At 69.7% G+C, this 12,586-nt stretch carries 10 protein-coding genes; 5 read left to right on the top strand and 5 right to left on the bottom strand.

Going from position 1 to position 12,586, the window contains the following annotated elements:
• The first annotated feature begins 121 nt into the window (after window positions 1-121).
• Together QFZ26_RS08620 and QFZ26_RS08615 are read left to right on the top strand one after the other, a co-directional pair.
• Complete coding sequence (locus QFZ26_RS08620) at window positions 122-1,048, top strand: dihydrodipicolinate synthase family protein (RefSeq protein ID WP_307041170.1); 927 nt, start codon at window positions 122-124, stop codon at window positions 1,046-1,048.
• Entirely contained in the window at window positions 1,045-1,764 is a 720-nt protein-coding gene (locus QFZ26_RS08615) for an SDR family NAD(P)-dependent oxidoreductase (protein WP_307041168.1), read from the top strand. The genes QFZ26_RS08620 and QFZ26_RS08615 overlap by 4 nt, the downstream gene beginning before the upstream one ends.
• 546 nt (window positions 1,765-2,310) lie before the next feature.
• Here the strand turns inward: QFZ26_RS08615 and QFZ26_RS08610 are convergent.
• The 5 genes from QFZ26_RS08610 to QFZ26_RS08590 form a co-directional block, all read right to left on the bottom strand.
• Complete coding sequence (locus QFZ26_RS08610; protein WP_307041166.1) at window positions 2,311-2,742, bottom strand: hypothetical protein; 432 nt, start codon at window positions 2,740-2,742, stop codon at window positions 2,311-2,313.
• Window positions 2,743-2,888: 146 nt separating this feature from the next.
• On the bottom strand, window positions 2,889-5,546 hold the full coding sequence (locus tag QFZ26_RS08605; RefSeq protein ID WP_307041165.1) for a golvesin C-terminal-like domain-containing protein: 2,658 nt from the start codon (window positions 5,544-5,546) through the stop codon (window positions 2,889-2,891).
• Window positions 5,547-5,637: 91 nt separating this feature from the next.
• On the bottom strand, window positions 5,638-6,945 hold the full coding sequence (locus tag QFZ26_RS08600; protein WP_307041163.1) for an ABC transporter substrate-binding protein: 1,308 nt from the start codon (window positions 6,943-6,945) through the stop codon (window positions 5,638-5,640).
• Between the two features lie 55 nt (window positions 6,946-7,000).
• Window positions 7,001-7,858 carry a carbohydrate ABC transporter permease gene (locus tag QFZ26_RS08595; RefSeq protein WP_307041160.1) on the bottom strand — a complete coding sequence of 286 codons (858 nt, stop codon included), beginning with the start codon at window positions 7,856-7,858 and terminating at the stop codon, window positions 7,001-7,003.
• The gene (locus QFZ26_RS08590) at window positions 7,855-8,688 is read right to left on the bottom strand and encodes a carbohydrate ABC transporter permease (protein WP_307041158.1); all 834 of its coding nucleotides are present in this window, start codon (window positions 8,686-8,688) and stop codon (window positions 7,855-7,857) included. Before QFZ26_RS08590 ends, QFZ26_RS08595 begins: the two co-directional genes overlap by 4 nt.
• A gap of 275 nt (window positions 8,689-8,963) precedes the next feature.
• Here QFZ26_RS08590 and QFZ26_RS08585 point away from each other — a divergent pair, with 275 nt between their 5' ends.
• From QFZ26_RS08585 to QFZ26_RS08575, 3 genes are all read left to right on the top strand, one after another.
• Entirely contained in the window at window positions 8,964-9,836 is an 873-nt protein-coding gene (locus tag QFZ26_RS08585) for an IclR family transcriptional regulator (RefSeq protein WP_307041156.1), read from the top strand.
• 55 nt (window positions 9,837-9,891) lie between these two features.
• Window positions 9,892-11,052 carry a mandelate racemase/muconate lactonizing enzyme family protein gene (locus QFZ26_RS08580; protein WP_307041154.1) on the top strand — a complete coding sequence of 387 codons (1,161 nt, stop codon included), beginning with the start codon at window positions 9,892-9,894 and terminating at the stop codon, window positions 11,050-11,052.
• A 126-nt stretch (window positions 11,053-11,178) separates the two neighbouring features.
• Complete coding sequence (locus tag QFZ26_RS08575) at window positions 11,179-12,573, top strand: pyridoxal phosphate-dependent decarboxylase family protein (protein ID WP_307041152.1); 1,395 nt, start codon at window positions 11,179-11,181, stop codon at window positions 12,571-12,573.
• Window positions 12,574-12,586 lie beyond the last annotated feature (13 nt).

Below are 12,586 nucleotides of genomic sequence, written 5' to 3'. Positions count from 1 at the left end.
TCGGGTCCCGAGGCGGAATCGAGTGGTGGCGTCACCCGATATATGGCAGGCTGTCTCACAATATGAATGCCACTTGCGAATGCGAGTGCGTGAGCAACGACGCTGAAGTGAGGACTGGCCGATGGCCGCGACGCTCCACGGCTTGATGCCGATCCTGGCCACGCCCTTCGACGAGGGCGGCGCGCTCGACCGCCCGAGCCTGCGGCGGCTCGTCGAGTTCGAGCTCGCTTCGGGGGTCGACGGCGTGGCGGTCTTCGGCATGGCGAGCGAGGGGTTCGCGCTCACGACCGCCGAGCGACGCATCATCCTCGCCGACGTGGTCGAGCTCGTCGACGGCCGCGTGCCCGTCATCGCGGGGGTCAACGGCACCTCGACCGCGACCGCCATCGAGCAATCGCTCGCCGCCGAAGCGGGCGGCGCCGACGCGCTCATGGTGCTGCCGCCGTTCATGGTGAAGCCGCCGCCAGCGACCCTGGTCGACTTCTACGCCGAGGTGGCAGTAGCCACGTCGCTCTCGGTCATGGTGCAGGATGCCCCGGGCGTCACTGGCATCGCCATGCCTCCGACGCTCATCGCCGAGCTCGCCCGGCTCGACGGCGTCGACTCCGTGAAGATCGAGGCACCCCCGACCGCCCCCAAGGTGGGCGCGGTCGTCGAGGCGATCGGCGACACGGACTTCGCCGTGCTCGGCGGCCAGAACGCGCAGTTCTGCCTCGAGGAGTACGCGCGCGGCGCTGTCGGCACGATGCCCGCGTGCGAGTTCGCCGACCTGCTCGCGCCCGTGCTCGCGCAATTCGGCGAGGGGCGCGTCGAGGAGGCGCGCGCCGGATTCCGCCGTATGCTCCCCCTCGTGCTCGTCGGTCTGCAGGGCGGCATCGCCTGGGCGGTGCACAAGGAGGTGCTCGTGGCACGCGGCATCATCGACCACCCCACCGTGCGTTACCCCGCCGCGCGCCTCGACGCGGGCAGTCGCGCCGCGGTCGACCTCGTGATCGCGGAACTCGAGCTTCCCCAGGTGCCTCGCCTTCCCACGGTGGTGCGCGCATGAGCCGGCGCGGCGTGCTCCTCATCGGCGGCAGCTCCGACATCGGGGTGGCGATCGCTCGGGCTTTCGTCGCGCGCGGCGACGCCGTGGTGGGGGTCGGGCTCGAGGCATCCGACGACCCCGTGTTCGAACGGTACCTCGTCGCCGACTGCAGCCGAGCGGATGCCGCGGAGCTCGCGGTCGCCGACGCGGCGTCGACGCTGGGGCGACTCGACGTCGTCGTGCTCGCCGCCGCCCGCATGCCGGTCGCGCCGGCGACCTCGACCACCGACGACGAGTGGCGGGCCGCACTCGGCGCGACCCTCGACTCGGCGTTCTTCGTCGCGCGTTCCGCGTTGCCGCGACTCGCGTCCGGCTCCTCGATCGTGGCGGTCACCTCCGTCAACGCGTCGCTCGCCGCACCCGGCCTCCCGGCCTACGCGGCCGCGAAGGCCGGCGTCGAAGGACTCGTGCGACAGCTCGCCCTCGAGTACGGGCCACGAGGCATCCGCGTGAACGCCGTCGAGCCCGGGAGCATCTCGGCGACCGACACCGGCGAGTCCGAAGGCTATCCGCTCGGCCGCATCGGACGACCCGACGAGGTCGCCGCGGTCGTCGCGTTCCTCGGCTCCGACGCGGCCTCGTTCGTCACCGGCGTCACGATCGCCGTTGACGGCGGGCTTTCGATCGCCTCCCCCGCGGCCTGGCTGAAGCCCGAGCTGCGCAGCCGCTGGCTCTGAGGCTCGTGCGTCCATGGCAGCCGACGGTGTGCTGTGCCACTGGGGCCGCCCCATCAGCGACGGGGGCGGCGAGGTCGGCCAGCTCACGTCGACTTCGCCGGCTTCCTGCAGGGCGCGCGGGACTAGGGCGTGTTGCTAACCCTGTCTGTACCCAGTGGAGGGCGGCGGCGAGGCAGAGTGCGGAGTGGTCGTTGCGTGCGGTCTTGTCTGAGCGCATCGCGATCCGCGCCACTGCTTGAGCCTGTTGAAGCAGCGCTCGACGACGTTGCGGCCTCGGTAGCGTTCGCGTTGCTCGTCACCGAAATCGATGGGCCGGCCCCGGGCGCTTGCGGCGGTGGGCGATCTGGTCGGCGCGTTCGGGGATCGTGGCACGATCGTCGAGTCGATCGAAGCGACCCACGCCAAGTCATCGGTCGCCGCGGCGAGGGATTGCACCCGCTCGAGGCGTTCGGCCCACACGCCGGCCTTGGCGCTGCCGACGGCAAAATGGTAGCCCCCGGTCGCCCATGGCGACCGGGGGCCATGTTGAGGATCTGTGGCTCGGTGTTACGCGGGTCGGGAGCGCAGTCTCAACGCGGACACGCTGGCCATCACGGCGCCGACGAGTACCGGGTAGCCGCTCGCTGCGCCGAAGGCCACCGCATTGAACGGATTCAGCCAATCCGAACCCAACCCCGACGATCCGATTCGTGCTGCCACAACGGCGGCGACCACGAGGACGATGACAACGCCGGCCGTCAGGCCTACTACGGGCCAGCGCCACGCAATGGCGACCACGAGGGCGCCGACGAGGGCGATCAACGCCAGGGTCAGAGGATTGACCGTGAAGTTCCCAGGGGCTTGCGCCGTCGCGACCACCGCGATGACGTAGTAGACAACGACGCCCGTGACGACACCGAGTACCAACGACACGGCGATCTTGGAACCACTCAAGCGTGCCTGGGCCAACTCAGCACGGGAATCCGATACGACCATCATGCATCCTTGTCACACATCAGTTTCGGCGTCAACGGGATTGCACGCCAGTCTCCCCGCCGCCATCTCGATTCCGGGCGGGAAGGGATCGGGACATACGCCGCAGTCGTGCGAAGCGGCATGCTCCCGGAGGTTCACCCTGGTGGCCGTCAGCCGCCCGTCGGCACGAACTTCACCGCATTCGTGCGGAGGTATCCGCTCGCTCCGTTCGTGATGGTGACGGCGCCCGCGGTACCCGCGTCGAACTGCGCCGTGCCGAGGAGCACCCACTTCGATCCGCCGCTGCGCTGGTCGAGCTCGGTGACCGTCGTGCCGCTCGCCGAGGCGATCGTATAGCGCGCCACCGGCGTGGAGTTCGCGTTGTTCGGGACCCACGCGTACACGTCGTACGTCCCCGCCGTCGCAAGGTCGGGGCGCCACTCCGCGCTCGCGGCCCGGAGATTGCTCGTGCGCGTCTTCGTCGCGAGCCAGCCGGCCACGCTCGAGGGCGCCCAGGCGCCCACCTCGGTGTAGCCGGCATCCTCGACGCCGATGATCGACATCGGCAGCGGCGTCACGCTCACCGCCGAGCGATCGGACTCGTTGCCCACGAAGTCCACCGCGGCGACCTCGAGCGTGTGCGCCACCCCGTTCTCGAGCCCGGGCACCTCGAAGCCGAGGTCGCGGTTGTGCCGGTCGTTCGTGTTGCCGAAGGGCTCGGGCGTGATCAGCCGGCCGTCGGCGTAGACGTTGTAGCCGCCGAGGTCGAGCTCGGGACTCTGGTCCCAGTAGAGCACCGCCTCACCGTTGGCGGCCTCGCCGACCAGGCCGGTCGGCGCCCGCGGCGCCCGGGTGTCGGCCGGGGTCACGGCGTCGACGGGCGAGGAGAGCGCCGACTCGTTGCCGAGCCGGTCGACGGCGCTCACCTGGATCGCGTAGGTCTCACCCCCGAGCAGCTCGTGGAAGTCGAAGGTGTCGCGCTGCACCGGCTGCCACGTCAGGCGCTGCCCATCGAGGTAGACGTGGTAGCCCACGACGTCGGCATCGGCGACCCGCTCCCACTCGGCGGTGAACCAGGCGTCGCCCGTCGGCGGCGTGCGCTCGACCTCGACCTCGAGGCCCTCGGGCACCGACGGCGCGCCCGCCTCGGCGTCGGCGGCGATGAACTTGACCGCGTCGGCGCGCAGGAGGCCGACCACGCCGAACTTCTTCCCGAGCTCGACGTGGCCGGCGGTGCCGGCGTCGAACGCGAAGTTGCCGAGGCGGAGCCACTCGCCGGTCGGCGTCGACGCGTCGACCGCCACCTCGTGGGTGCCATCGGCCGACACGACCGTGTAGCTCGCGGCGGCGGAGTTCGCGTCGCGCGGCGGGATCCAGGCGTAGACGTCGTAGGTGCCGGCATCCGTCAGCTCAGGGGTCCAGCGTGCCTTCGCGCTCGACGCGCTCGCATAGCGCGTGTCACCGCCGCGCCAGCCGGTGATACTCGCCGAACCCGACCACGCACCCGACTCCGTGTAGCCCGGCTGGCCGTTGTCGACGACGATCGCTGGCACGAACTTCACCGCGTCGGCACGCAGCACGCCCGCGCCGGCGGCATCGCCGGCCATCGTGACCCGCTGGCCCGAGTCCGGCGTCAGCTCGAACGCGCCGAGGCTCACCCACTGCTGCCCCGCCTTGCGCTGGTCGATGACGACGTCGGTGCTCCCGCCGTCGTGCTGCACCGTGTAGCGTGCGGCCGAGTGCCCGGTCTGGAGCACGTTGGCGTTCCACACGTACACCTCGTACGAACCCGCCGCCCTGAGCTTTGGCTTCCAGCTCGCGGTGGCCCCGGGGTCATCGCTGCGACGTACCTCCTTGTCCTGGAAGCCGAATGCCACGCGCCGATCGTCGGTGAGCTCGGGTGCCCAGGCGCCGTGCTCGACGTAGCCGGGGTCGCCGTTGTCGACGACGACCTGTGCGGCAGCGGCATCCGCACCGCTCTCGATCGGGGCGAAGTAGCGGAAGTGGTCCCACGTCGTCTCGCCCGGCAGGTTCGTCTCGTCGACCGGCGAGGTGTAGCCGAGCGTCGTGAGCCAGATGTTCTGGATGCCGTGCGGCCCCGCCTTGGGCAGGGTGCGCATGAGCACGCCGTCGGTGTAGAAGCGCACCTCGGTCGGCGTCCACTCGAACCCGTAGTTGTGGTACTCGGCCGACGAGTCGGCCTGCGTCACGAGGCTGCCCTGGTTGCCGACGTGCTCGGGCACGAACCAGTGCGAGTGGTAGGCGAGCTTGTCGGGAGCGTGCGAGTCGACCTCGAAGCCGTCGATCTCGTTGATGCGGTTGTGCGGTCCCCGGTAGTCGGGGACGTCGGGGATGTACGCCGACAGTCCGGTCGTCCAGAACGCGGAGTGGAAGCCCTGGTCACCCCAGAGCTTCGCGCGGGTCTCGTAGTACCCGTAGCCGAACCAGCGCTTCGAGACGACGCCGCCGCACGTGTAGTCCTCGCCCTCGGCCTGCTCGGCCCTGATCGCGATGTGCAGCAGCCCGTCGCCGACGCTGACGTTGTCGGGCTGGTTCGAGCAGACCGCCTTCTCGCCCTCGCGGTAGAACCACTCGCTCTCGTCGAGGCCCGTGCCGTCGGCGTTCACGCCGCCGAACTCCTCCGCCCACGCGAGCTCGTAGCCGGGTGGCACGTTCGACGGGAAGTCCGCCGCGGCTGCTGGGGCATCCGCCGGCTCTGCGTGCCCGACGCCCGGTGCGGCGAGGGTCATGGCGCCGACCGCCACGAAGACGGTGGCCGCGCCGAGACGGAGCGAACGGGTGGGCTGGAGCGATCGATTCAGTGCCATGGCATTGCCTCCTTGCAGTGCAGCGGATGCTTCAGGGCACCCCGGTCACCGGCCGCCCGGCTGTCCCGTCCGGGCGGTCGGCGCCGAGGCGTTACGAGTTCGAGTCCAGCAGGTCCTGGACTTCCTTCTTCAGCGAGTTGAGGCCCGATTGCACGTCGACCTGGCCGGCGAGGATGTTCGCGACACCCGCGCCGATCGCCGTGTCGATCTGCGCGGTGACGGGGACTCGGTCCCATGCGGCGCCCCGCGCGTGCTCCGACACCTCGGTGCGGAACGCGGTCTGGAACGTGTCGGCGGCGAGCGCCGGGATCTGGTCGGCGACCGACTTCGCCGCGGGTGCGACCGCCGATTGCTCGTAGAGCGCCGTGGCAGCCTCGACGTTCGTGGCCGCGTACGTGATGAAGTCACGGCTCGAGAGCTCTCCCTCGCCGGCCGTCGCGAACAGGCCGCCGCCCCACGCCCGGTTGTAGGAAGGGTTGCCGTTGGCGGTCGGTCGCGCGATCGCGTTGATGTTGTCGATGACGTTCTGGGCGGCGCCGTTCGTCTTCACGAAGGTCGACGCGAGGGGCGCGTCGTCGTAGAGCGCGGTGCGGCCGCTCGCGAAGAGGATGCGCGCGTCGCTGCGTGCGACGTTCGCCTGGGTGAGTCCGGCGTCCTGCAGCGACTTGTACCAGGTGATCGCCTCGACGCTCTCGGCGTCGCCGATCGTGCACTCGAAGTCGTCGGTCACGACCTCGCTGCCGAAGCCCCACATCCAGTGGGCGCCGTCCTTCAGGTCGGGGTTCTTCGTCACGGCCGCGTAGGGGATGAGCGAGGCATCCTGCGACTTGATCTTCTCGAGGGCGGTCGCGAACTGCTCGACCGTCATGCCCGACTTGATGCCGACGCTCTTCGCGATCTCGCCGTTCGCGATGATGCCGATGCCGGCGGCCGTGAGCGGAAGCACGAGGAGCTTGCCGTCCATCGTGTAGGAGTCGAGCACGCCCTGCGGGATGCCGAGCCCTTCGGCGAGTTCGCTGAGGTCGGCGAGCACGTCCATCGGCGTGAGCACCTGCCATCCGCCCGACTGGCCGACGCCCATGAGGTTGCCGGAGCGACCGGTCAGTGCGAGCTGGGTCGCCGCCTGGTCGTAGGGGTAGATGACGGGGGCGACCTGCACGCCCGACTCTTCGGAGTACCCGTCGACGACGGCCTGCCAGGCCACCTTCTGGGCGTCTTCGCCGAGGGAGTTGCCGTAGAAGTTGATCGTCTTCGCCTTGGTGGCGCCGTTCGCGCCCGCGCTGGCGCCGGGAGGAGCGGGGGTGGCGCAGCCGGCGAGCGCGAGCGCACCGAATGCGGCGAGGGCGGTGCCGCCGCCGAGGAAGGCACGGCGGCTGAGCTGCGGGGAGGGGGTGTTCATCGGAGTGCTCCTTCGTCGAGGCGTTGGGTTCGAGAGGTTCGGTGGAGCTGTCGCGCTATCCCTTGACCGCCCCCGACGCGAGGCCGGAGACGAAGTAGCGCTGGAGGAGGATGAAGATGATCGCGAGCGGCAGCGACGTGATGAGCGAGGCCGCCATGAGCGCCGGCCAGTCGGCGGTGCCCTCGTGGATGAAGGCCTGGGTGAGGCCGGCGGGCAGGGTCTGCTTGGCGGGTCCGGCGAGCGTGAGCGCGAAGAGGAGGTCGCTCCAGCCGCGCATGAAGGCGAACATGGCGGCCGTGATGAGCCCGGGCACGATGAGCGGGAACACGATCTGGAACATCGTCTTCAGCCGCGAGAGACCGTCGACCTTCGCCGCCTCGAGGATGTCGTCGGGCAGCCCGTCGATGATGCCCTTCAGGAGGAACACCGTGAGCGGCAGCGTGAAGGTCGTGAACGAGATGATCAACCCGGTGTAGGTGTAGAGGAGGCCGGCCGAGCTCAGCATCAGGTAGAGCGAGATGAGCAGGAGCGCGCCCGGGATCAGCTGTCCGATGAGGAACATGAACATGATCGGGCTGCGCCCGCGGTAGCGGAACTTCGAGAGCGAGTACGCCATGAGCGAGCCCACGATCACCGCGAGCACTGCCGTGCCGGTCGACACGATGACGCTGTTCGCGAGGTTCTGCAGCAGCAGCGGGTTCTGGAAGAAGCCCGTGATGTTCTCGAGGGTGGGGTCGACCGGGAAGAGGGGGCGGTCGACCGCGAACACGTCCTCCTTCTTCATGAACGCGGTCGCGGTGAGCCAGTACACGGGGAGCAGGCCGAAGAGCGCGAGCAGCGTGAGCGTGATGCGCCCGGGGATGGTCAGGCGCGGGCGGACGATCGCCTCGCCGATGTCGCGGCCGCGGCTCATCGCTTCTCCAGTCGTCGGTTGAGGAGCAGGTAGGCGCTCGAGATGATCGCGAGCAGGATGAGCCAGAGCACACCCATGGCGGAGGCCTTGCCGAGCTCGTAGCTGCCGAACGCGAGCTGGTAGAGGCTCACGGCCAGGGTCGTCGTCGAGTCGCCCGGCCCTCCTCCGGTCATCACGAAGATCGTGTCGAAGTTGCCGAAGTTGTAGATGAACTCGAGCACCGCGACGAGGGCGACCGGGCCGACGATGTGCGGCAGTGAGATGTAGCGGAACCGCTGCGAGCGCGTCGCGCCGTCGATCGTGGCCGCTTCGATCTGCTCGGCCGGCAGCGTCTGCAGCACCGCGAGCGCGACGACCATGATCCAGGGGAACGAGTTCCAGGTCTTCGCGATCACGACGGCGGCCATCGCACCGGTCGGATTGCCGAGCATGCTGACTTCCGGTAGGCCCACCATGGTCAGCAGGTGGTTCAGCACGCCGTAGCTGTCGTTGAAGATCCACGCCCAGAGGAACGACACCACGACACCCGGCAGCAGCCACGGCAGCATCAGGGCGCCGCGGAGGAGGTTGCGGCCGCGAATGCGCGCGTTGAGCAGGATCGCGAGGCTCACCCCGAGCACGACCGGGAAGATCGTCGCGAGCGTCGCGAAGGTGAGGGTGGTGCCGACGCGGGCGACGAATTCGTCCCACACGTCGAGGTAGTTCTCGAATCCGACGAAGGTCCGCTCGGGTCGCAGGAGCGACTGGTCGTAGAGGCTCGTGCCGATGCTCGAGACGAGCGGGAAGATCGCGATCACGAGGAAGAGCAGGATCGCTGGGAGTGCGATCATGAAACCGAAGGTGCGATCCTTCGCGCCGAGCGTCGATCGACGCCCCGATCGCCGTGGCGGGTCGGGCTCGACCGGGGGCGAGGCCGGGGGCCGGTCGAGGATGGCTTGCTGCATTGCGTTCACTTCCCGAGTCGTGTCAGCCCGAGGGCACCGTACGTCGTCGTAACAGTCGTCAACGCTGACGTGCCACGAGTAAACCACAATGCGGATTCGAAATCCACAAAATGCATAACTCACCCATATTTGTGTTGCCGGTGTGCAATCGCCTCATTAGGATGACGGCAGTGGGCGACGACGACCACCCTGCCGCGCAACGCGGCGGCAGCACGCAGAAGGAGCACCAGATGGCATCGGAATCGGTCGGGGGAACCCAGACGGTCGAGCGGGCGATGTCGCTCCTCGCGTGCTTCACCGAGGAGTCCGGTGAGCTGCGGGTCTCGGAGCTGTGCACGCTGACCGGGCTCGGCCAGTCGACGGTGTCGCGCATGATGTCGGCGCTCGACCGCATGAAGTTCGTCATCCAAGACGAGCGCACGGGCCTCTACCGCCTCGGCCCGGCCGCCGTCTCGCTCGGCACCATCGCGCTCAACGGCTCCCCCACCTTCCGGGCCTCTCGCCAGATCGCCCAGAATCTCGCCCAGAAGCTCGGCATCGGCGTGAACGTCGCCGAGCTCAGCGGCTTCACCCTTTATTACCTCTGCAACTTCGAGGGACCGCTCGCACCGAAGTCGTTCTCGATGGCCGGCCGGTCGGGCCCACTGCACGCGACCGGGCTCGGCAAGGCCCTGCTGTCGGGCATGCCGTCAGAACGCATCGACGAGTACTTCGCCAACGCCCCGCAGCGGTTCACCCCGCACACCATCGTCGACCGCGACGCCATGGAGGTCGCCCTCGAGGAGACCCGGAGCCGCGGGTACGCGACCGAGATCGAAGAGCTCGCCTTCGGACGCGCCTGCATCGCCGCGCCCATCCGCAACCGCGGCGGCGACATCGTCGCGGGCCTCTCGGCGAGCGGGCCGCTCTCCGTGCTCGACCTGCAGGCCCCGCACCAGGAGCTCGCGCTCCAGGTCATCGAGGCCGCCGACGAGATCTCGGTCTCGCTCGGGTACAGCCCGTCGCACAGCGCGTCGGCCTTCGCCGCGCTCTGACCCCTGCCGCGGCATCCGTCGCGGTTCTGCTCTCGACCAGTCACTGGAGACCCCTGTGAGAATCGCGCGCGTCCAGACCTTCCCGCTGTTCCTGAGTAAGGAGGACGCCGACAACTCCTACGCGGGTGAATCCGCCGTGGAGCACCGCGGGTACATGGTGAAGCCGCCGTGGCGGAGCCTGTACTCCCCCGGCTACGAGACGCTCATCGTGAAGGTCGAGACCGATGACGGGGTCGTCGGCTGGGGCGAGGCGCTCGCGCCGGTCGCCCCAGAGGTCGCCGCCGCGATCGTCGACCGTCTGCTGACCCCGCTCATCGTCGGCGAGGATCCCAGGTCGGTTCGCACGCTCTGGCACCGGATGTCGGAGTCGATGCGTGAACGCGGGCACCTCACCGGTCACCAGGCCGACGCGATGGCCGCCGTCGACATCGCACTCTGGGACCTCTGGGGGCACACCACCGGCCTCTCGGTGTCCGAGCTCGCCGGCGGACGCTACGCAGAGGTGCTCCCCGCCTACGTCTCGGGCATCCGCGGGGCCGATGACGCCGAGCGTGCCGAGCGCGCCGCCGAGCTCGTCGAAGCCGGCGTGCGGCGCATCAAGCTGCACCTGGGCACGGATGTCGCGACCGACCTCGCGACCTTCGACGCGATCGCCGCCGTGCATCCCGACCTCGACCTCGCGCTCGACGCGCACTGGACCTATCGGCTCGGCCAGGCCAAGACACTGGGCCGCGAGCTCGACGAGCGACGCGCCTGGTTCTTCGAGGCGCCGCTCGCGCCCGAAGACGTCGGGGGGCACCACGACCTCGCCGCCGCGATCGACACGCCGGTCGCGGTCGGCGAGGCGATGCGCAGCCGCTTCGAGTTCGCCGACTGGCTGGCGCGGCGGGCCGTATCCGTGACGCAGCCCGACATCGGCCGCACCGGCATCACCGAGGGGCTCGCCATCGCCGCCCTCGCCGACGCGTTCCACGCCCAGGTCGCACCGCACCACTCGGCGGCGTTCGGCATCGCGATGGCCGCGGGCGTGCACGTCGCCGCGAGCTCCCCCTCGCTGCTCGCGTTCGAGTACCAGCCGTTAACGCTGCCCGTCGCGAACCGCATCCTCACGACACCGCTCGAGGTGCGGCCCGACGGCGGGTTCGTGGTGCCGAGCGGTCCGGGCCTCGGGGTCACGGTCGACGAGGCCGTCGTGCGGGAGTTCGTGCGCGGCTGAGGGATCTGGCGCTCGATTCCTGCGCAGGATGGTGGATGCGCGCGCGATTTTGGCGGATCCGCCGTACTGTGCGACCCTGCTTGAGGCCCACCGCCGCAGCAGTGCGCCGCCTGAGAGGATGCCCCTATGGATTCACCCGACGAAATCGTCATGCCCGCAACGCGCATGCACTCGACCTCAGACGAGACGACGAAGCTCGTCGACCTCGTGCTCGAGTACTCCCGCCGACGGATCCTCAGCGACGACACCCCGCTTGACAAGCCGCTGTCGGAGCTCGAGCTCGCACGCCTCGCCGGCCGCACGATCGACGAGCAGGGCATCGGGGCGGCGAAGGCCCTGGCCCTCTTCGAGCACGTGCTCGCCCCGGCCTGCATCACGACCGACCACCCGCAGTACCTCTCTTTCATCCCGACGGCGCCCACGAAGGCGGCCACCGCGTTCGACCTCGTCGTCTCGGCGAGCGCGCTCTACGGCGGCTCCTGGCTCGAGGGCGCGGGCGCGGTCTACGCCGAGAACGAGGTGCTGTCCTGGCTCTCCCGTGAGTTCGGGCTGCCGGCGACGGCCGGCGGCGTCTTCGTGCAGGGCGGCACGCTCGGCAACCTCTCGGCGCTCGTCGCGGCCCGCGAGCACGCCCGCCTCGCGGTGAAGCAGTCGGGGACGGATGCCCCGGCGAGGTGGAAGGTCGTCTGCAGCGCCGAGGCGCACTCGTCCATCGCGTCGGCGGCACGAGTCATGGACGTCGAGGTCGTGCCGGTGCACCCGGCCGACGACGGGATGCTGCGCGGCGCCGACGTGCGCGCGGCGCTCGACGAGCACGGGGCATCCGTCTTCGCCGTCGTCGCGACCGCCGGCTCGACGAACTTCGGCATCGTCGACGACGTGGCCTCGATCGCCGCATTGAAGAGCGAGTTCGACTTCTGGCTGCACGTCGACGGCGCCTACGGCCTCGCCGCGATGCTCTCGCCGCTCGCCCGGCACCGCTTCGCGGGCGTGGAGCACGCCGACTCGGTGATCGTCGACCCGCACAAGTGGCTCTTCGCGCCGTTCGACGCTTGCGCCCTCATCTACCGCGACCCCGAGACCGGACGCCGCGCGCACACGCAGCACGCCGAGTACCTCGACACGCTCACCGAGACCTCGGAGTGGAGCCCGTCCGACTACGCCGCGCACCTCACCCGGCGTGCGCGCGGCCTGCCGTTCTGGTTCTCGCTCGCGACCTACGGCGGCAACGCCTACCGTGAGGCGATCTCGAGCTCGATCCAGCTCGCACAGGACATTGCGCGCGAGATCGAGTCCCGTCCGCGCCTCAGCCTGGTGCGCGAGCCGCAGTTGTCGGTCGTCGTGTTCGAGCACGAGGGCTGGACCCGCGATGACTACGCCGCCTGGTCGAGCCGGCTGCTCGACGAGCAGCGCGCGTTCGTGACGCCGAGCTCGCACGCGGGCCGACCCAACACGCGCTTCGCGATCATCAACCCGAAGACGACGTTCGAGCAGCTCGTGGGGATCCTCGACACGATGTGATCGGGGCGGGCGG

This window comes from Agromyces ramosus (genome assembly GCF_030817175.1).
GTDB lineage: Bacteria > Actinomycetota > Actinomycetes > Actinomycetales > Microbacteriaceae > Agromyces > Agromyces ramosus_A.
Note: the sequence above shows the minus strand (reverse complement) of the source record. Positions and strands in the feature narration are given on the sequence as shown.